This is a genomic window from Streptomyces sp. NPDC032822, assembly GCF_055578825.1.
Genome location: NZ_JBVIOL010000024.1, coordinates 77,880 through 94,682, shown reverse-complemented (window position 1 = coordinate 94,682; position 16,803 = coordinate 77,880). Strand labels below are relative to the sequence as shown.

Sequence of the window (16,803 nt, the reverse complement as noted above, 5' to 3'; positions counted from 1 at the left end):
CAGGGGGGACCCTGTGGGAGAGTAGGACGCCGCCGAACAAACTTTATGGAAAAGGCCCACACCTTATGGTGTGGGCCTTTTTTGTGTTTCCGGTCCTGCTTCAGGACGGCTCCACCAGTCTTGTGTCGTACGCCAGGATCACCGCCTGGATCCGGTCCCGGCAGCCCGTCTTCGCGAGAACGCGGCCCACGTGGGTTTTCACCGTGGACTCGGCCAGGTGGAGACGGCCGGCTATCTCGGAGTTCGTCCAGCCCTGCCCGATGACCGTGAGGATCTCGCGTTCGCGTTCCGTGAGGGAGGCGATTCGGGGGTCGTTCTCCGCCTGGCCCGGGTTGCCCGGGTCCATGGGGACTCCGGTCGGGAGGTGGTGGGCGTAGGTGTCCAGGAGACGTCGGGTCAGGCCGGGGGCGACCACCGCGTCGCCCGTCGCCACCGCGCGGATCCCGGAGAGGAGCTCCTCCGGCTGGGCGTCCTTGACCAGGAAGCCGGAGGCTCCCGCGCGCAGGCCGGCGTAGGCGTACTCGTCCAGGTCGAAGGTCGTCAGGATGAGGACGCGGGTGCGGGCTCCGGCGGCGACGATACGGCGGGTGGCCTCGATGCCGTCCAGGCCGGGCATGCGGACGTCCATCAGGACGACGTCGGGGTGGAGTTCGGCGGTCAGGCGGGTCGCCTCCGCGCCGTTCGTCGCCTCGCCGAGGACCGTCATGTCGTCCTGGCTCTCCAGCAGCATGCGGAAGCCGAAGCGTTGCAGGGGCTGGTCGTCGGCGATGAGGACCGTGGTCACTGCGGGGATTCCTCCGGGAGGTGAAGGCGGACGCGCCAGCCCGCTTCGGGGTGCGGGCGTGGACCGGCCTCAAGTGTGCCGCCGTACAAGGCGGTTCGCTCACGCATTCCGGGGAGACCGCGGCCTGCGGAACCGTCGGGTTCGGGGCCGCCGCGGCCGGTGTCGGTGACCGTGACGGTGACGGCGCCCGTGTCGTCGTAGGACAGGTTGATCTGCGAGGTGGCGGTGGGGCCCGCGTGTTTGAGGGTGTTGGTGAGGGCTTCCTGGACGACTCGGTAGACGGTGAGTTGGCGGCCGGGGGTGATGGCGGGGGTGCCTTGGACGGTGGTGCGGATGGGGAGACCGGCTGCTCGGACGCCGTCGAGGAGCTGGTCGAGGTCGGTGAGGGTGGGCTGGGGGGTGAGCTCCGGTGGGGTTTCCCCTTCCTCCTCGCGGAGGACGTCCAGGAGGCGGCGGAGTTCGGTGAGGGCCTGGCGGCTGGTGGTGGAGATGGCCGTGAGGGCCTGGGCGGCCCGCTCGGGGGACTTGGCGGCGGCGTACCGGCCACCGTCGGCGAGACCGGTGATGACGGAGAGGTTGTGGCCGATGATGTCGTGCATCTCCCGGGCTATACGGGCGCGTTCGGCGGCGGCGGAGAGGCGGGCCTGCTGGTCGCGCTCGACCTCCAGACGGCGGGCGCGGTCCTCCAGGGCCTCGGTGTAGTTGCGGCGGGTGCGGACCGTGATGCCGATGGCGATGGCCACGGCGATGGACATCAGCCCCGGGACGATGACCTGGTCCAGGCCGGCCTGCGGGTGGCGGAGACCGCCCACCGCCACCGGGGTGATGGCCACGGCCGTCGCCCACCACAGGTTGCGCGGAGGCCTGCGCAGGGCGATGTGGAAGATGACGAGGAGTTGGAGCAGGGCGGCCTGGAGGGCCGTGCCGGTCCAGGCGTTGAGCAGGGCGAACGGGGTGATGGCGAGGAGGACGGCCCGCGGGTGGGTGCGTCGCCGGAGAAGCGGGACGGAAAGGGCCAGGCTCAGGGTGAGGACCAGGAGGCCCGGGGTGTCGGGGGCGTGCGTGACGTTGCGCCAGCCGTCGCCGAAGTAGTCGATCAGGGCCGCCGTCACCCAGAAGCCGGCGAGGTGCAGGTCCCAGACGAGGGGGTGGCCGCGGTCGAAGGCGCGGACGCGCCGGCTGAGGCGGTGGACGTACTCGGTGAGGGGTTCCGTCGCCCGGGCCTCCGGTACGTGTGTCTGCGGTACGCGTGTCTCCGGCAGGGGCGTCCCCGGTACTCGGGCCTCCGGTGTGGGCCGCGTCTCTTCTTCCGCCACGGGGTCCATGGTGGGGGCTTCCCGTGCTCGCGTCACACGTCCCGTCGTTTCAGGACCACCGCGGCTGCCGCGAGGGTCGCCGTCGTCCACAGGAGCAGGGCCAGGAAGGCCATGCCGGGGGAGGGGGAGTCCGGCATCGGCGCGGCCGTGGTGAGGGTTTCCAGGGCGCGGCCCGGGAAGTACCGGACGGCGTCGTCGACGACGGCGTACGGGAGCATCGTCAGCACCTCGGGGAGGATCATGACGAGGCCGATGAACGCTCCGGTGGCGATCGGGACCGAGCGGGCGAGGGCGCCGAGGCCGAGCGCCAGCACGCCGAGGAGGGCGAGGCCTGCGGCGTTGCCGATGAGGGCGCGCAGGATGCCGGGGTCGCCGAATGAGGCCTCGTGGGCGGTGCCGGTGAGGAAGGACTGGGCGAGGGGGAAGGTGAGCAGGTTCGTCCACAGGGTGAGGGCGAAGGCGACGGCGGCCAGGACGGCGGCCTTGGACCACAGGACGGGCAGACGGCTCGGGACCGCGGTCATGGTGGCGCGGATCTGGCCCGTGGAGTACTCGCCGGCCGTCGAGAGGATGCCGAGGACCCCCAGGTTGATCTGGGCGAACTGGGTGCCGAGGAGGACGAGGACGACCGTGTCGAGTTCGTCCCCTCCGCCGCCGTCGTAGGCCGCGGCGAGGCCCGCGCCCATGGCGAGGGTCAGGGCGCTCGTCGCGACGAGGGTGACCCAGGTGGAGCGCAGGGTCCACAGCTTGTGCCACTCCGAGCGCAGGACCCGGGACGGGGTCACGCGGTAGGCCGGGGTCGGGGCGGGTGCGGTGAGGCTCATGCCGCGGCTCCTTCCAGGGGCGCGGCGAACTCCACCGTGTCGTGTGTGAGATGCATGAAGGCCTCCTCCAACGAGGCGGTGTTCGGGGTGAGTTCGAGGAGGGGGAGGGCGTGGGCGGCGGCGGTGCGGCCGATGTGTCCGGCGTCCGTGCCGTGGACTTCGAGGGTGCCGGGGGCGGTGGCGGTGAGGGTGACGCCGGGTGCCTGGAGCAGTCGTACGAGGGTCTCCGGGTCCGGGGTGACGACCTTGACCGTGCCCGCTCCCGAGCGGCGTACGAACTCGGTGACCGTGGTGTCGGCCAGGAGGCGGCCTCGGCCGATGATGACCAGATGCTCGGCGGTGAGGGCCGTCTCGCTCATCAGGTGGGAGGAGACGAAGACCGTACGGCCTTCCGCGGCAAGGGACTTGAGGAGGTTGCGGATCCAGAGGACGCCCTCGGGGTCGAGGCCGTTGACCGGTTCGTCGAGGACGACGGTGGCCGGGTCGCCGAGCAACGCGGCGGCGATACCCAGGCGTTGGCCCATGCCGAGGGAGAAGCCCTTGACGCGGCGGTGGGCCACCTCGGTCAGCCCGGTGAGGTCCAGGACCTGGTCGACGCGGGACTTGGGGATGCCGTGGGTGTGGGCCAGGGCACGCAGGTGGTGGTGGGCGGTGCGGCCGGGGTGGACGGAGCGGGCCTCCAGGAGGGCGCCGACCTCGTGCAGGGGCGCGGGGTGGGCGGCGTAGGCGCGGCCGGCGACGGTGGCATGGCCGTGGGTGGGAGCGTCCAGGCCGAGGATCATGCGCATGGTCGTGGACTTGCCGGCGCCGTTCGGGCCGAGGAAGCCGGTGACCGTGCCGGAGCGGACGGTGAAGGACAGGTCGCGGACGACCGTCCGGTCGCCGTAGCGTTTGGTCAGTTCCTGTGCCGTAATCATGCCTCGATGCTCGTCCGGGAGGCGGTGGCGGGCGTCGGACCGGGGCGGTATTCGAGGTGAGGGGGGTAGTACCCGGGTACTACGGTGGCGGGCATGAGTAGCTATGTGATCCGGACCGTCCGTGCTGATGAGTGGCCTGCCGCCAGGGAACTGCGGCTCGTGGCGCTGCGGGATCCGGTCGCGCACCTCGCCTTCCTGGAGACGTACGAGGAGGCCGAGGCGAAGCCGGACGCCTTCTGGAAGGAGCGGGTGGCCGGGTCCGCCGAGGGGGCGGACGGGGCGCAGCAGATCATCGCCGAGGGCCCGGACGGGCGGTGGGTCGGGACGCTGACCGTGCTGGTCGAGGAGGCCGGGACGACGGACTGGGCCGGGCTTGTGGTGGAGCGGAAGCAGGGGCATGTCGTCGGGGTGTTCGTCCGGCCGGAGGAGCGGGGCAGCGGGCTGACCGAGGTGCTCTTCGACGCTGCCCTGGAGTGGTCGTGGGGGCGCGGGGCCGAGCGGGTGCGGCTCATCGTGCACGAGGAGAACGGGCGGGCGCAGCGGTTCTACCGGAAGGTGGGGTTCGAGCCGAGCGGGGTGACCGTGCCGATGCCCGGTCGGCCGGAGGAGCGGGAGTTCGAGTTCGTCCTGGAGCGGGGGCGGGACTGAGGGTACGGAGGGTGGGTGTTCCGGGTCCCGGGGAGGGGAAGAGGGCTGCTCACACCGGTAGTTCGGTGTCCGGCCAGCGGGAGCGGGCCTGTTCGCGGGAGCGGAGCAGGGCCAGGGTCGGCAGGCCACGGTCCGTTCCGGTGGCCAGCAGCTCCGGGAGCTGGGGAAGCGGAGCCACGGCGGCTACGTCGTCCAGGACGAGCGTGAGTGGTGGGTCGAGGCGACCGGAGGATGACCGTTCGGCCATGCGCCGGCCGCGCTCGACCACGCTTGAGGCGAGGGCGGTGAGCAGCGGCATCGCGCCCGGATGGGTCCGGGGGTCCTCGATGGATTCACCGACCACATAAAGCGTGCCCCCTTCGTCCACGAAGGAATCCAGGGCGAGGGCATCAGTTCGGTTGGGCGTGCACGCCTCGCGGATGTGGAGCGTGAAGAGGGCGGAGAGCGCCCTGGTCGTCAACTCCTGGGCGATGTCCCGGCGTTCGGGGTGGGCCGTGAGTGCGGCTTCGAGTTCGCCGGCGGCGCCCGGGGCGGCCTTGGGGTTCGTACGGAGGGTGCGTACGGCGTCCTGGATCTGGCTGCCCTGGGACCAGCGGTGGACGTGGCGGATGGTGCGGCCGTCGATGGCGGCGGCGTGCAGGTAGCTCCGCAGGAGCGTTTCGGCTACGTCGGCGACGGCCTGGTCCATCTTCGCGGTGGGGCGGATCGGGGCGAGGAGGGCGGCGGCCCGGGTGATCGCGGTCTGCTTGTCCTCGCAGCCGGTGGTGGGCGACCAGTGGAGGCGGGCCGGGGTGTCGCAGAGGTGGGCGGGGTCGTAGACGTGGACCGGGCCGAGTTTGGCGCGGGCGTCCTTGGTGTCCTGCCAGAGGGTGGGGTTCGAGGTGATGACGAGGGCGGGACCCTCCGCGTCCCGTACGGCTTGGGCGGCGGTGGTGTGGCGGGCTTCCGGGGGCGCGTACAGCACCACGCCTTCGGTGCGGATCGCCTCCCATCCGCCTGGCCGTTCACCGTTCGTCGAGAGGTGAGGCGATGCGACGGGCGCGGCTTCCTGGAAGGTTGCCGTCGGCTGCGGCTGCAGTTGGGGGTGCGGCTGGGGCTGGGGCTGGGGCTGGGGGTGCGCTTGCGGCTGTGGCTCCGCTCTCTGTACCGGGACCTCGTGCGTCTGCGGTGCCCGCACCGGCTCCGGCTGTGGCTGTGGCTGCGGCGCTGGAGCCGACACCGGTGTCCCCGTCCGCTTCCCGGCCCTGGCCGCCCTGACCGCCCGCCATCGGGCGACCGTGCCCAGGACGAACACCGTCAGGACGATGATGATCAGGACCTGGCCGATGAACAGGCCCCAGAACAGGCCGTAGCCGGAGAGTGTGGAGGCGGGGGCGTCGGGCCAGGCGCCGGCCATGTCGTGCGGGTGGGCGATGAGGTGGCGGATGGCCAGGGGGGTGCGGGTGAAGAGGACACCGTCGGGCCAGGAGCCGTGGGCGAACACGGCGGCCAGGCCCGCGGCGGACCAGATCAGCAGGGTGAGGCCGAGGAGGAAGGCGAGTATGCCGACCAGGAGGCCGTCGGGGATGCCTCCCTGGGCGTTCTGCCGATGCTCGTGCGCGTCACCCGGTCTCATGGCTCTCCCCGGCTTTTCCTGGTTCTCCTGGCTCTTCTGCTGTTCTCGTCCTGCGTCCTGCGGCACGCGTCCTGTTGTGCCCTATGCCCTACGCCACCGTCGACTCGGAGTCGCCGAGGTGGTGTTCGACGAAGGCCGCCGCCCGTTCCTCGGCCTCCAACTCGGCGGCGCGCAGGGCGTCGTCGGTCGACGCGCGGTCGGCGGACGACTCGGTCATCGCGCGGTCGGTGAAGACCAGGGGGCGTTCGGTGTCGGTGATCAGGTGTTTGACCACCTGGACATTGCCGTTGACGTCCCAGACCGCGATGCCGGGGGTGAGGGACGGGATGATCTCCACGGCCCAGCGGGGCAGACCGAGCACCCGGCCCGTCGCCCTCGCCTCGTCCGCCTTCTGGGCGTAGATCGTCCGGGTCGACGCCATCTTCAGGATGGCCGCGGCCTCCTTCGCCGCGGCCCCGTCCACCACGTCGGACAGGTGGTGGACCACCGCCACGAAGGACAGGCCGAGGCGGCGGCCGAACTTCAGCAGCCGCTGGAAGAGCTGGGCGACGAACGGGCTGTTGATGATGTGCCAGGCCTCCTCGACCAGGAAGATGCGCTTCTTCCGGTCGGGGCGGATCCAGGTGTGCTCCAGCCACACGCCGACGATCGCCATCAGGATCGGCATGGCGATGGAGTTCCGGTCGATGTGGGACAGGTCGAAGACGATGAGGGGCGCGTCCAGGTCGATGCCGACCGTCGTGGGGCCGTCGAACATGCCGCGCAGGTCGCCGTCGACCAGGCGGTCGATGACCAGCGCCACGTCCAGGCCCCAGGCGCGTACGTCGTCTATGGCGACGTTCATCGCCTCGGCGGACTCCGGTTCGGGGTGCCGTAGCTGCTCGACGATGTCGGTCAGGACCGGCTGGCGTTCGACGATCGTCTCGTTGACGTAGGCGTGCGCCACCTTGAGGGCGAAGCCGGAGCGCTCGTCGAGGCCGTGTCCGAGGGCGACCTCGATGATGGTCCGGAGCAGGGCGAGCTGTCCGGTCGTCGTGATCGCGGGGTCGAGCGGGTTGAGGCGGATCCCCATGTCCAGGGCCGCCATCGGGTCCAGCCGGATGGGGGTTATCCCCAACTCCTGCGCGATGAGGTTCCATTCGCCGAAGCCGTCCTCGCCCTGGGCGTCCAGGACGACGACCTGGCGGTCACGGAAGCGGAGCTGGCGCAGGACGTACGTCTTCTCCAGGGCCGACTTGCCGTTGCCGGACTCGCCGAGCACCAGCCAGTGGGGCGCCGGGAGTTGCTGTCCGTACAGCTGGAAGGGGTCGTAGATGTACCCCTTGCCGGAGTAGACCTCGCGGCCGATGATGACGCCCGAGTCGCCGAGGCCGGGCGCGGCGGTCGGGAGGTACACCGCCTGGGCCTGGCCCGTGGAGGTGCGTACCGGCAGGCGGGTCGACTCGACCTTCCCGAAGAGGAAGGACGTGAAGGCGTCGGTGAGGATGGACATCGGATCCCGCATGCGGCTTGCCCCTACCTTCGAATGCCGGTGGCGAACGGGAGCGTGTTCACGAAGGCGCGATGGTGCTCGCGGTCGCACCACTCCAGCTTCAGGTACGACTTTCCGGCCGACGCCCGGATGGTGCGCTTGTCGCGGGCCAGAGCCTCCGGGTTGCGCGAGGAGACCGTGATGTAGCCGACCAGGTTGACGCCGGCCGCGCCGCTCGCGAGGTCCTCGCCGCGCTGGTCGATCCGGTTGTGGGAGGCGACGTCGCGCGGGTCGACGGTGCGGTTCATCTTGGCCGCGCGGGACGCCTCCGCCTCGTCGTTGGTCTTCTCGGTGAGCATCCGCTCGATGGCGACCTCGGTGGGTTCGAGGTCCATCGTGACGGCCACGGTCCGGATGACGTCCGGGGTGTGGACGAGGAGCGGGGCGAGGAAGTTGACGCCGACGGGGGTCATCGGCCACTCCTTCACCCAGGCCGTGGAGTGGCACCAGGGGGCGCGGGTGGAGGACTCCCGGGTCTTGGCCTGGAGGTACTTGGGCTCCATGGCGTCCAGTTCGGCCGGCCAGGCGTTGCGTTGGGTCATCGCCTGGATGTGGTCGATGGGGTGGTCCGGGTCGTACATGGAGTGGATGAGCGAGGAGAGCCGGCCCTGGCCCAGCGGCTGCCGTACCCGGATGTCGGCCTCCTGGAGGCGCGAGCAGATGTCGGTGAGCTCGCGGGCCATGACGACGGCGAGGCCCGCGTCCCGGTCCAGTTTGCGGCCGTGGTGCGGGCGGGCGGCGCGGGCCATCGCCTGGGCCTCGGCGGCCAGTTCGCGGGTGTAGTGCATACAGGCGACGAGGTACGCGCGGTGCTGCTCGCTGCTGGTGGACACCATGGACTGCAGCTGGTCGTACGACTGCCGGAGCCAGCCCAGCGACTTCTCGTCGCCGCGCATGGCGACGTCCTTGGCGTGGGCGTCCGGGTCGGCGGGGAGGGTGCGGGCGAGCATCTGGAGCCGGGTGACGAAGCCGTCGCCGTTGGCCACGTGCTTGAGGAGGGTGCCGAAGCGGTCGACGAGGGCTTCCTGGTCCTCGGAGTCGCGCAGTCCGACGCCGGGACCCTCGATCTCGATCGCCGCGGTGACGGTTCTGCGGTCCGCGTGCAGCAGTACGGCGATCTCGTCGGGGCCGAACGGGGCGGCGAGCCAGTTGATGCGGCCGATCCCGGGCGGCGGGCCGATCTCCACCTCGCGGCCGTCGACGTGCGTGCCGGCCTCCATGACGCCGGAGCGGTAGACGGTGCCCTGCTTGAGGGTGCGCTTGTAACTGCGGTTGATCTCGAACCACTTGTAGAACGTCCGGCGCTTGTACGGCACGTAGACCGCGGCGAGCGCGAGCATGGGGAAGCCCGTCAGCAGCACGATGCGCAGGGCCAGTACCGGGACGAGGAGCCCGCACATCATGCCGAGGAACGCGCCGCCGATGATGAGCGCGATCTCGCCGGACTCGCGGTTCCTGCCGACGATCGCGTTCGGCCGGGCGCGGCCGATCAGATATGTCCGGCGGGGCGCGATCTGATGGGACACGTGGGACTCGGTCGTCAACGCCCTTCACCTCCCGTGCGGTTGGTACTGCTGTTGCGTGTGTTGCCGGCGTGCGGGCTGTTCACCGGGCTGTTGCCGGCGCGGGGAGCGGGTGCGGCGGAGGGGACAGATCCGCCGCCTCCGTTCGGGGTGCGGCTGCTGTGCGCGGCGACTCCGCCGGATGCGGGGTTGCTCGGGCGGGCGCCGCCGGAGTTCTGGCCCCCGCCGCCGCCGTTGTTGTCGGCGCGGGCGCTGTGGGTCTTGATGCCCTGGGCGACCAGGGTGGCGGGGGAGGTCATGACGGCTGCGGCCTTGCCCTCCGCGCCCTGCATGATGCGGTTGTTGCGGGAGCCCGCGATCTCGTCGCCGAAGCCGGGGACGAAGCGGTAGATCATCGCGCTGGCGAAGATCGCGAGCAGGATGATGGCGAGGCCGGAGACGACGGCGGAGAAGGCGTCGGGGCCGTCCTCCGCCGAGAGCGCGCCGGCGAGACCCAGCACGATGACGATGACCGGTTTGACGAGGATGACGGCGATCATGATGCCCGCCCAGCGGCGGACGTGGCCCCACAGGTTCTTGTCGACCAGGCCGGCGTAGACGACGGTGCCGAGGAGGGCGCCGACGTACAGGAGCGCCGCCCTGATGACCAGCTCCAGCCACAGCACTCCGGCGGCCAGGATGCTGACCAGGGACACCACGATCAGCATGATCGGGCCGCCGCCGATGTCCTCGCCCTTGCTGAGGGCGCCGGAGAACGTGCCGAAGAAGGTGTCGGTCTGGTCGCCGCTCGCCTTCGCCAGGACCTCTGAGACGCCGTCCGTCGCCGAGACGACCGTGTAGAGGATCAGGGGGGTGAACGCGGACGCGAGCACGGTCAGCCAGAGGAACCCGATCGCCTCGCTGATCGCCGTGGTGAGGGGGACGCCCCGCACGGCCCGCTTGGCCACGGCCAGGATCCACAGCAGAAGGGTCAGGATCGTCGACGCGGCGAAGACGACCGCGTACTGCTGGAGGAACTTCGCGTTCGTGAAGTCGACGTTCGCTGTGTCCTTGACGGCCTCGCTGAGCTTGCCGACGGTCCAGGCGGCGGCGTCGGCGCAGCCCTTGGCGAGGGAGGAGAGGGGGTCGAGGGTGTCGGTGAGGGTGGGGGTGCCGCCGGAACTTCCACCTCCTGAGCCGCCCTCGTCGCAGTACTTCCTTGCGGGAGGAGCGATCAGCGAGCAGTCGCTGCTGTCGGTCGGCGTCGGCGTCGGTGTGGGTGCGGCGAAGGCACGCGTGGCCATGAGTACCGCTGCGGTCTGTACGGCTGTGACGACAGCGGCCACTTCGAGCACACGGCGTTTAGCGGGCATAGGAGAACCCTCCGTACTCTTCGACGGCCTTCGCCATCTCGTCGGCGCTGGAGGCCCGGTCGTCACCGGGAACCGGCGCTGGGCCTTCCTTCTGAGAGTGCGTCACGATCTTCCAGTCACCGCCGGTCCAGTCCAGCTTCATGGCGATGGTGAACCAACTGTTGGTCACTGGGTTCGTGGAGTTCTCGCCCGTGAGGCCGAGCAGGCCGCTGCACCACACCTCGACGCTCGTACTGTTGGCGGATGTCTCGGTGACCCGTGTGCCGATCGGGCTGGTGCGGGATACGAAGGTGTAGCCCGACGGTGCCGATCCGTCTTCATTGAGGCCGACATTCTTGTTGAACTCGGGGGTGTACGCCTTGTCCAGCGTTGCTTCCAGGCCCGAGACCTGCGCGGGGGCCATGATGGTCTGAAGGACGGCATCCCGCTTGGCCTTGTTGAACATGTCGGCCGACCCCAGTGCCACGGAGTAGTTCGCCGCCGCGCTCTGCGCCCCCCGCTCATCCCGCGCATATCCCGTGGGGATTCCGCCCGCCTTTGTCTCCACCGGTTGCTTGCCGCTCGCTGCCGTGGAGGCGGCCTCCGGCTGGGAGCCCGCGTCGTCCGATGACGGGGAATCGTCTCCTCCGCGGTTCGCGAAGGCGATTGCGGCGATGAGGAGGACGATGACGCCGACGACGGTGACGAGGCTGCGGGAGGAGGATCTGCCGCCGCGTCGGGCGCCGCCGTAGACGTCGGTGTCGCGGTCGGGGAGGCGGGTGGTGCGGGTCTGGCCCGTGCCGCCGTACCCACCGGAGGTGTCCTGCTCGTCACCGGGACTCATGCCGCGTCCGCCCCCTCGACGTCGTGTGGAAACGCGTAGGAGTACGACGGTAGCCGTGCTGGTTCCCGCGCGGGCGCGGTGTGGTGACTCGACATCAGGGTCAGGGACATCAGGGAAACGCAACCTCAGCCGGTGGGCACGACGGACGGGTGGGGTGGGGAGAGGGCCGAGCGGGCGCGCCACACACGGGCGGTGGACGTCCGCCTACACGGCCATGCCGTACACGATGGTGAAGAGCGTGCCGAGGGAGCCGATGATGAAGACCCCGGTCAGGCCCGCGACGATGAGGCCCTTGCCCTGCTCGGCGCTGAAGGTGTCGCGCAGGGCGGTCGCGCCGATGCGCTGTTTCGCCGCGCCCCAGATCGCGATGCCGAGGCAGAGCAGGATGGCGACGGCCATGACGACCTGGACCATCGTCTTCGCCTCGGTCCCCAGTGCCCCGAAGGGACCCCAGTCCGGAGCGATCCCCCCGATGATGGTGTTGATGTCTCCCTTGTCGGCCGCGAAGAGCATGTAAGTCACCGCCCCTGGTGGGTAGTTCCGGTTCCGCGTCCTCTGCACGGGCGCAGAGGTCAGGTCTCATTCTCGCCGACAATGACGCTGTCGTATGTCGACTTGGCGGCATTGGTTGGCGGGTTTCGTACGAATACCTTGTCAGGAGCCGTATCGTCACTCTGTGTATCACGGCAGGTCACGCCGGGCAATGAGGCCTGAGCGGAACCTGTGGTGTGGTTCCGTCGTTGACCCCTTTCGCGACCGGACACGGTGGGTGACCGCCAGTCGGGTGAGTGGTCGGAATGAATGTTCTCATGGCGAACGGGCCGCGGCTGGATGCCGCGGCCCGTTCGTCCCCATGCCGCCCGTGGGCCCCCACGGCCCACACTGGCGAGTTCTGGTGAGGGGTGGTCAGCCGGTGAAGGCGTCGGTGCCCTCCGGGGTGCCCCAGCCGGTCGGGCCGTCGTAGCCCGAGCCGGCGGTGCAGAAGTAGCTCGTGGAGCAGGTGCCGTTGTTGCCGGAGGTCACGTCGTTGAGTGCCGAGGTGCCGGCGGCGTTGTACGGGTACTCGGCGGGGTAGTCGCCGCTGCCCGGGGTGCCGGCGAGGGCGTAGACGCCGGCGATGATCGGCGAGGAGGCGCTGGTGCCGCCGAAGGTGTACCAGCCGGCGGTGACGCCGTAGGAGTCGTAGACCGAGACGCCGGTCGCCGGGTCGGCGACGGCCGAGACGTCCGAGATCATGCGCTTGGTGCAGCCGGTGTCGGTCTGCCAGCTCGGCTTGGCGTCGTACGAGGAGCAGCCGGAGCCGGTGCCCTCGGTGCTGCTGGTCTTCCAGACGGACTCCGTCCAGCCGCGGCTGGTGGAGGAGGTGGACAGCTTGGTGCCGCCGACCGAGGTGACGTACTTGGAGGCGGCCGGGTATTCGGCGCCGTAGGCGGAGTCACCGGCACTGACGGTGATGGCGACGCCCGGGTGGTTGAAGTACGAGGAGTCGTACGACGTGTCCGAGGAGGACTCCGAGCCGCCGTAGCTGTTGGAGACGAACTTGGCGCCGAGGCTGACCGCCTCGTTCACGGCCTTGCCGAGGTTGGCCATGGAGGACGAAGTGGCCTCGACCAGCAGGATGTTGCAGTTCGGGCAGGTCGCGCTGGCCATGTCCAGGTCGAGGGAGATCTCCTGGCCCCAGCCGCTGTCGGCGGTGGGCAGGGAGGTCGTGGAGCCGGTCTGGCTGACCTTCTTGAAGCAGCCGTTGGCGACGGTGCAGGCGGAGAGGCCGTAGTACGAGCGGTACTTGGCGAGGTCGGCGGCCGCGTTCGGGTCGTCGTAGGCGTCGACGATGGCGATCGTCTCACCGGAGCCGTTGCTCGCCGCCGCGTCGGTCAGGCCGTAGGCGTCCTGGAGGTCGGACGGGCCGTAGCCGGAGGGGGTGGAGGCGTCGGCGGCCTTGGGGGTGACGCCGTCGACGGCTGCCTCGTGCTTCTGGAAGGCGGTGACGCCGCCGGTGACGCGGAGGGAGTTGCAGGCCAGATCGCCCTTCTTCTTGGGCGTGGCACAGGGGGTGGCCGACCAGGTCACCTTCGAGGAGGAGGCGGTGGCCCGGGCGGTGGTGGCCGCCGGGGCGGCGTCTGCCTGGGCCGCGGTGCCGAGTCCGGCGAACACGAGTGCCGCGGTGGCCGCGGCGGCCGAGCCGATGTGGGTCCATCTGCGACGTATGGCAGGGGTGTTGGGGGGTGTCGTACGCAACGTACAGCCTCCTGGTAGGGGGTTGACAGGGGCAGTGCGGGTGTTGCCACCGGTACGTGGTCCCCGGCGGCGGGCGGCGGCCCGCCGACGACTGTTGCTTGTTGAGTACGTGACAACAAGGGGGCTGCGGAATCCTGACTTCCGCCTTACCGAAGGGGGTTGGGGGATTGCTGATCAATGGCCGGGCGATGGAGGGGTGATGGCCGCGACTTGACCCGGCGCACAGTCGGCGCACAGGTTTCGGCCAGGTGGAACTCGGTGGCCGGCGGGGATCGGCGGGCGTCAGGCCGGGGATCGGCAGTGCTTCAGGCCGGGGGTCGGTGGGGCTTCAGGTCGTGGACCGGTGGGGCTTCAGGCCGTGGATCAGGTGGTGGACCAGGTCCTCGACGGTGGCGAGGCCGCCGTCCGGGGTGACCATGCCGTTGGCCGTGAACGAGGCGATGCCGTGCAGGGCGGCCCCGATGGCGAGGGTGAGGCGCTCGGGGTCGACCTCGCCGATCTCGCCCTGCCGGTGGGCGTCCGCGATGACCCGCTCCAGCGAGCCCACCGTCCGGTCGACGGCGGCGGCCATCTGCCCGGAGGCGTCCGGGTCGTGCTTGCGGCTGTACATCAGCTCCAGGATCTCGGCGTTGGCGGTGGCGAAGCCGAGGTAGGCCCGGGCGAGGGCGGTGAGGCGGGGCTGGAGCGGGAGGGTGGGGGCGTCGGCGGCGGTCAGGGTCCGGTCCAGCCGCTCGTAGCCCGCCAGCGCCAGGGCGTTGAGCAGGGCCTGCTTGTCCTTGAAGTGGCGGCCGGGGGCGGCATGGCTCACGCCGACGTCGCGGGCGATCTCGCGCAGGGACAGTGAGCCGGCCCCCTTCTCCCGCAGTGTGCGCTCGGCGCTTTCCAGCAGGGCGGAGCGCAGGTCTCCGTGGTGATAGGGGCGGCTCTCGGGCATGCGCCCATCGTAGCCGGATGTAGGCGATGCCAGCATTGTTGTCATTGACAGCATTGTTGACACCGCCTACATTGAGGTCATGACTGAGAAGAGCACCGAGAAGAAGAAGGACGAGAAGACGGACAAGGGTGGGGCGGGCAAGTGGAACGCGGCCCGCCTCCCCGACCTCGCCGGCCGCACCGCGGTGGTCACCGGCGCCAACAGCGGCATCGGCCTGACGGCCGCCGACGCGCTGGCCCGGGCGGGCGCGCACGTGGTGTTCGCCGTACGGGACCCGGAGCGGGGGCGGGCGGCGGCCGCGACGGTGACCGGCAGCACGGAGGTGCGCCGGCTCGACCTGGCCGACCTGTCCTCGGTACGGGACTTCGCGGCCGCCTGGGAGGTGGAGGGCCGCCCCCTGGACCTGCTCATCAACAACGCCGGCGTGATGATGATCCCGAAGCAGCGCACCCGGGACGGCTTCGAGATGCAGTTCGGCACGAACCACCTCGGCCACTTCGCCCTGACGAACCTGCTCCTGCCGCACATCACCGACCGGATCGTCACCGTCTCCTCCGGCGCCCACCGGTGGAACGGCGCGGCGATCCGCTTCGACGACCTGAACCGCGACGCCGACTACGACCCGCGGGCCGTCTACGCCCAGTCCAAGCTGGCCAATCTGCTGTTCACGCTGGAACTCCAGCGCCGCCTGACGGAGTCGGGCTCCCCGGCCCGCGCGGTCGCCGCCCACCCCGGCTACGCGGCCACCAACCTCCAGAGCCACGCCGCGAGCCCCGTCGCCCGCTTCTTCATGAGCCTCGGCAACAGGTTCTTCGCCCAGGACGACCGCGCGGGCACCCTGCCGACGCTGTACGCGGCGACCCAGGACCTCCCCGGCGCGAGCTACGTCGGCCCGGACGGGCTGGGCGAGATGCGGGGCGCCCCGACCCTGGTCGGCCGCACGGCGGCGGCGAGCGACGCGGTGACGGCACGACGCCTGTGGACGGTGTCGGAGGAGCTGACGGGGGTGGTGTTTCCGTCGACGTCGACGAGCGCCACGGAAGCAGCGGCGGGACGCGGTCTCTGACGTGACGAGGCGCGGTCTCTAAGGGGAGGCCGGGGAGGCCTGGGACGCCGAGGACGTCGGTGGGGACTCCTCCACGGGGCCGCCCGTTTCCCCGACTCCTTCTGCTCCCTCCACTTCCTCCGCTCCCTCCGCTCCCTCTACGAAGTGGTCGAACTCGCCTGCCTGTACGCCGAGTACGAAGGCGTCCCATTTGCGTCGGCTGGTGGTGACCACGTTGTCCGGGGCGCTGGTCTCGCGGAGATAGACGGGGGCGTCCCCGTCGTCGCCCTCGGCCCTGCCCTCGCCGAAGGCGATCTCGATCCAGGGGCCGGGTCCGGTCGCCTCCGGTGGGGCGGCTCGGGTCCAGGTGAGGTCGGGGGGAATGTCAGACACGGGGTTCACCGTATCCCCGGGGCCGCCTGACCCGTTTCTCACCTTCGTGCGGAACGCTGGGTTCCGATGAAGCGCGTGCCACGAACTCTCCTCCACGTCGTCGTCCTGTTCGCCGTCACCTCGGTCTCCGCCTCCGAGGCGGCCGCCGACGACGGGTCAGGCCCCCTCGGTGTGACCGCCGTAGCCGCCGCGACGCGGCAGACCGCCCGGGTGGGGGCGCTGTTCGACGGCGGACAGCACTTCTGTACCGCGTCCGTGGTGCACAGTCCGCACCGCGATCTCCTCGTCACCGCGGCGCACTGTCTGGACGGGACCGCCGGGGACCTGGTGTTCGTGCCCGGGTACCGGGACGGGAGGGCGCCGTACGGGAGGTGGCGGGTGACGCGGCGGTATCTGCCCGACGGGTGGGCCAAGCGGCAGGACGAGGACAGTGACGTGGCCTTCGCGGTCGTCGGCGAGCGGGCGGGCAAGGGGGTCGAGGATGCCGTCGGGGGCGGGAACAGGTTCGTCGCCGACGCGGGGACCGGGGCCACCGCCGTGACCGTCACCGGGTATCCGAACCGACGCGAGGTGCCCGTCCGCTGTACCAACAGGCCTGCCCGGCACAGCGGTACGCAGCAGCGCATCGCGTGTCCCGGATTCAGCGGGGGGACGAGCGGGAGTCCCTGGGTGAACGGGGACGGGGCCGTCGTCGGGGTGCTGGGCGGGCATGACGGGGGCGGGGCCACGGTGGATGTCTCGTACAGCGTGGTGCTGCGCGCGGAGGCCGCCGCGTTGTACCGCGACGCCGTGCGCGGTGCGTGATCCGGACTCGCTGATCCGTCGCGGGTGCACTGGTTGCGGCCGGTTCCCGGTGGGAA

At 70.7% G+C, this 16,803-nt stretch carries 15 protein-coding genes and 1 pseudogene; 3 read left to right on the top strand and 13 right to left on the bottom strand.

Going from position 1 to position 16,803, the window contains the following annotated elements; translation table 11 throughout:
- Positions 1–100 precede the first annotated feature (100 nt).
- The 4 genes from ACZ5VD_RS39125 to ACZ5VD_RS39110 all read right to left on the bottom strand — a co-directional run bounded on the left by ACZ5VD_RS39125 (position 101) and on the right by ACZ5VD_RS39110 (position 3,841).
- Positions 101–784, bottom strand: a complete 684-nt coding sequence (locus tag ACZ5VD_RS39125; RefSeq protein ID WP_468553233.1) for a response regulator — start codon at positions 782–784, stop codon at positions 101–103.
- Positions 781–2,046: a sensor histidine kinase gene (locus tag ACZ5VD_RS39120; protein WP_468685202.1), complete on the bottom strand. Its 1,266-nt coding sequence runs from the start codon at positions 2,044–2,046 to the stop codon at positions 781–783. The genes ACZ5VD_RS39125 and ACZ5VD_RS39120 overlap by 4 nt, the downstream gene beginning before the upstream one ends.
- Positions 2,047–2,132: 86 nt before the next feature.
- Positions 2,133–2,924, bottom strand: coding sequence for an ABC transporter permease (locus ACZ5VD_RS39115; RefSeq protein ID WP_468685197.1), 792 nt, complete (start codon positions 2,922–2,924; stop codon positions 2,133–2,135).
- Complete coding sequence (locus ACZ5VD_RS39110; RefSeq protein ID WP_468553231.1) at positions 2,921–3,841, bottom strand: ABC transporter ATP-binding protein; 921 nt, start codon at positions 3,839–3,841, stop codon at positions 2,921–2,923. Before ACZ5VD_RS39110 ends, ACZ5VD_RS39115 begins: the two co-directional genes overlap by 4 nt.
- 93 nt (positions 3,842–3,934) lie before the next feature.
- Here ACZ5VD_RS39110 and ACZ5VD_RS39105 point away from each other — a divergent pair, with 93 nt between their 5' ends.
- Entirely contained in the window at positions 3,935–4,489 is a 555-nt protein-coding gene (locus ACZ5VD_RS39105; protein ID WP_468553230.1) for a GNAT family N-acetyltransferase, read from the top strand.
- A 49-nt stretch (positions 4,490–4,538) separates the two neighbouring features.
- On the opposite strand, the gene ACZ5VD_RS39100 is transcribed toward ACZ5VD_RS39105, so the two are convergent.
- The 8 genes from ACZ5VD_RS39100 to ACZ5VD_RS39065 form a co-directional block, all read right to left on the bottom strand.
- Positions 4,539–6,104 (bottom strand): type IV secretory system conjugative DNA transfer family protein, encoded by a 1,566-nt coding sequence (locus ACZ5VD_RS39100; protein WP_468685195.1) that lies wholly within the window; start codon positions 6,102–6,104, stop codon positions 4,539–4,541.
- An 88-nt stretch (positions 6,105–6,192) separates the two neighbouring features.
- Positions 6,193–7,608 carry an ATP-binding protein gene (locus ACZ5VD_RS39095; protein WP_468553228.1) on the bottom strand — a complete coding sequence of 472 codons (1,416 nt, stop codon included), beginning with the start codon at positions 7,606–7,608 and terminating at the stop codon, positions 6,193–6,195.
- An 11-nt stretch (positions 7,609–7,619) separates the two neighbouring features.
- Positions 7,620–9,179 carry an SCO6880 family protein gene (locus tag ACZ5VD_RS39090; protein ID WP_468553227.1) on the bottom strand — a complete coding sequence of 520 codons (1,560 nt, stop codon included), beginning with the start codon at positions 9,177–9,179 and terminating at the stop codon, positions 7,620–7,622.
- On the bottom strand, positions 9,176–10,510 hold the full coding sequence (locus tag ACZ5VD_RS39085) for a hypothetical protein (protein WP_468685193.1): 1,335 nt from the start codon (positions 10,508–10,510) through the stop codon (positions 9,176–9,178). The genes ACZ5VD_RS39090 and ACZ5VD_RS39085 overlap by 4 nt, the downstream gene beginning before the upstream one ends.
- On the bottom strand, positions 10,500–11,333 hold the full coding sequence (locus tag ACZ5VD_RS39080) for a DUF8175 domain-containg protein (protein WP_468685191.1): 834 nt from the start codon (positions 11,331–11,333) through the stop codon (positions 10,500–10,502). Before ACZ5VD_RS39080 ends, ACZ5VD_RS39085 begins: the two co-directional genes overlap by 11 nt.
- A gap of 204 nt (positions 11,334–11,537) precedes the next feature.
- Positions 11,538–11,846: a hypothetical protein gene (locus tag ACZ5VD_RS39075; RefSeq protein WP_468553239.1), complete on the bottom strand. Its 309-nt coding sequence runs from the start codon at positions 11,844–11,846 to the stop codon at positions 11,538–11,540.
- 393 nt (positions 11,847–12,239) lie between these two features.
- A complete protein-coding gene (locus ACZ5VD_RS39070; protein WP_468685190.1) occupies positions 12,240–13,571 on the bottom strand; it encodes a S53 family peptidase in 1,332 nt (443 codons plus the stop codon).
- A gap of 328 nt (positions 13,572–13,899) precedes the next feature.
- On the bottom strand, positions 13,900–14,505 hold the full coding sequence (locus tag ACZ5VD_RS39065) for a TetR/AcrR family transcriptional regulator (protein WP_468685188.1): 606 nt from the start codon (positions 14,503–14,505) through the stop codon (positions 13,900–13,902).
- Between the two features lie 79 nt (positions 14,506–14,584).
- On the opposite strand from ACZ5VD_RS39065, the gene ACZ5VD_RS39060 reads away from it, so the two are divergent.
- Complete coding sequence (locus ACZ5VD_RS39060) at positions 14,585–15,571, top strand: oxidoreductase (RefSeq protein WP_468685186.1); 987 nt, start codon at positions 14,585–14,587, stop codon at positions 15,569–15,571.
- Positions 15,572–15,688: 117 nt separating this feature from the next.
- Here ACZ5VD_RS39060 and ACZ5VD_RS39055 read toward each other — a convergent pair.
- A pseudogene (locus ACZ5VD_RS39055) lies at positions 15,689–15,943 on the bottom strand (DUF397 domain-containing protein); the annotation flags it as partial.
- A 66-nt stretch (positions 15,944–16,009) separates the two neighbouring features.
- On the opposite strand from ACZ5VD_RS39055, the gene ACZ5VD_RS39050 reads away from it, so the two are divergent.
- Positions 16,010–16,747 (top strand): trypsin-like serine peptidase, encoded by a 738-nt coding sequence (locus ACZ5VD_RS39050; protein ID WP_468553220.1) that lies wholly within the window; start codon positions 16,010–16,012, stop codon positions 16,745–16,747.
- Positions 16,748–16,803 lie beyond the last annotated feature (56 nt).

Coding starts and splice junctions, on each gene's coding strand:
- ACZ5VD_RS39115 (WP_468685197.1), bottom strand. CDS start 2,924: ATGAGCCTCACCGCACCCGCCCCGACCCCGGCCTACCGCGTGACCCCG.
- ACZ5VD_RS39110 (WP_468553231.1), bottom strand. CDS start 3,841: ATGATTACGGCACAGGAACTGACCAAACGCTACGGCGACCGGACGGTC.
- ACZ5VD_RS39105 (WP_468553230.1), top strand. CDS start 3,935: ATGAGTAGCTATGTGATCCGGACCGTCCGTGCTGATGAGTGGCCTGCC.
- ACZ5VD_RS39100 (WP_468685195.1), bottom strand. CDS start 6,104: ATGAGACCGGGTGACGCGCACGAGCATCGGCAGAACGCCCAGGGAGGC.
- ACZ5VD_RS39095 (WP_468553228.1), bottom strand. CDS start 7,608: ATGCGGGATCCGATGTCCATCCTCACCGACGCCTTCACGTCCTTCCTC.
- ACZ5VD_RS39085 (WP_468685193.1), bottom strand. CDS start 10,510: ATGCCCGCTAAACGCCGTGTGCTCGAAGTGGCCGCTGTCGTCACAGCC.
- ACZ5VD_RS39080 (WP_468685191.1), bottom strand. CDS start 11,333: ATGAGTCCCGGTGACGAGCAGGACACCTCCGGTGGGTACGGCGGCACG.
- ACZ5VD_RS39075 (WP_468553239.1), bottom strand. CDS start 11,846: ATGCTCTTCGCGGCCGACAAGGGAGACATCAACACCATCATCGGGGGG.
- ACZ5VD_RS39065 (WP_468685188.1), bottom strand. CDS start 14,505: ATGCCCGAGAGCCGCCCCTATCACCACGGAGACCTGCGCTCCGCCCTG.
- ACZ5VD_RS39060 (WP_468685186.1), top strand. CDS start 14,585: ATGACTGAGAAGAGCACCGAGAAGAAGAAGGACGAGAAGACGGACAAG.
- ACZ5VD_RS39050 (WP_468553220.1), top strand. CDS start 16,010: ATGAAGCGCGTGCCACGAACTCTCCTCCACGTCGTCGTCCTGTTCGCC.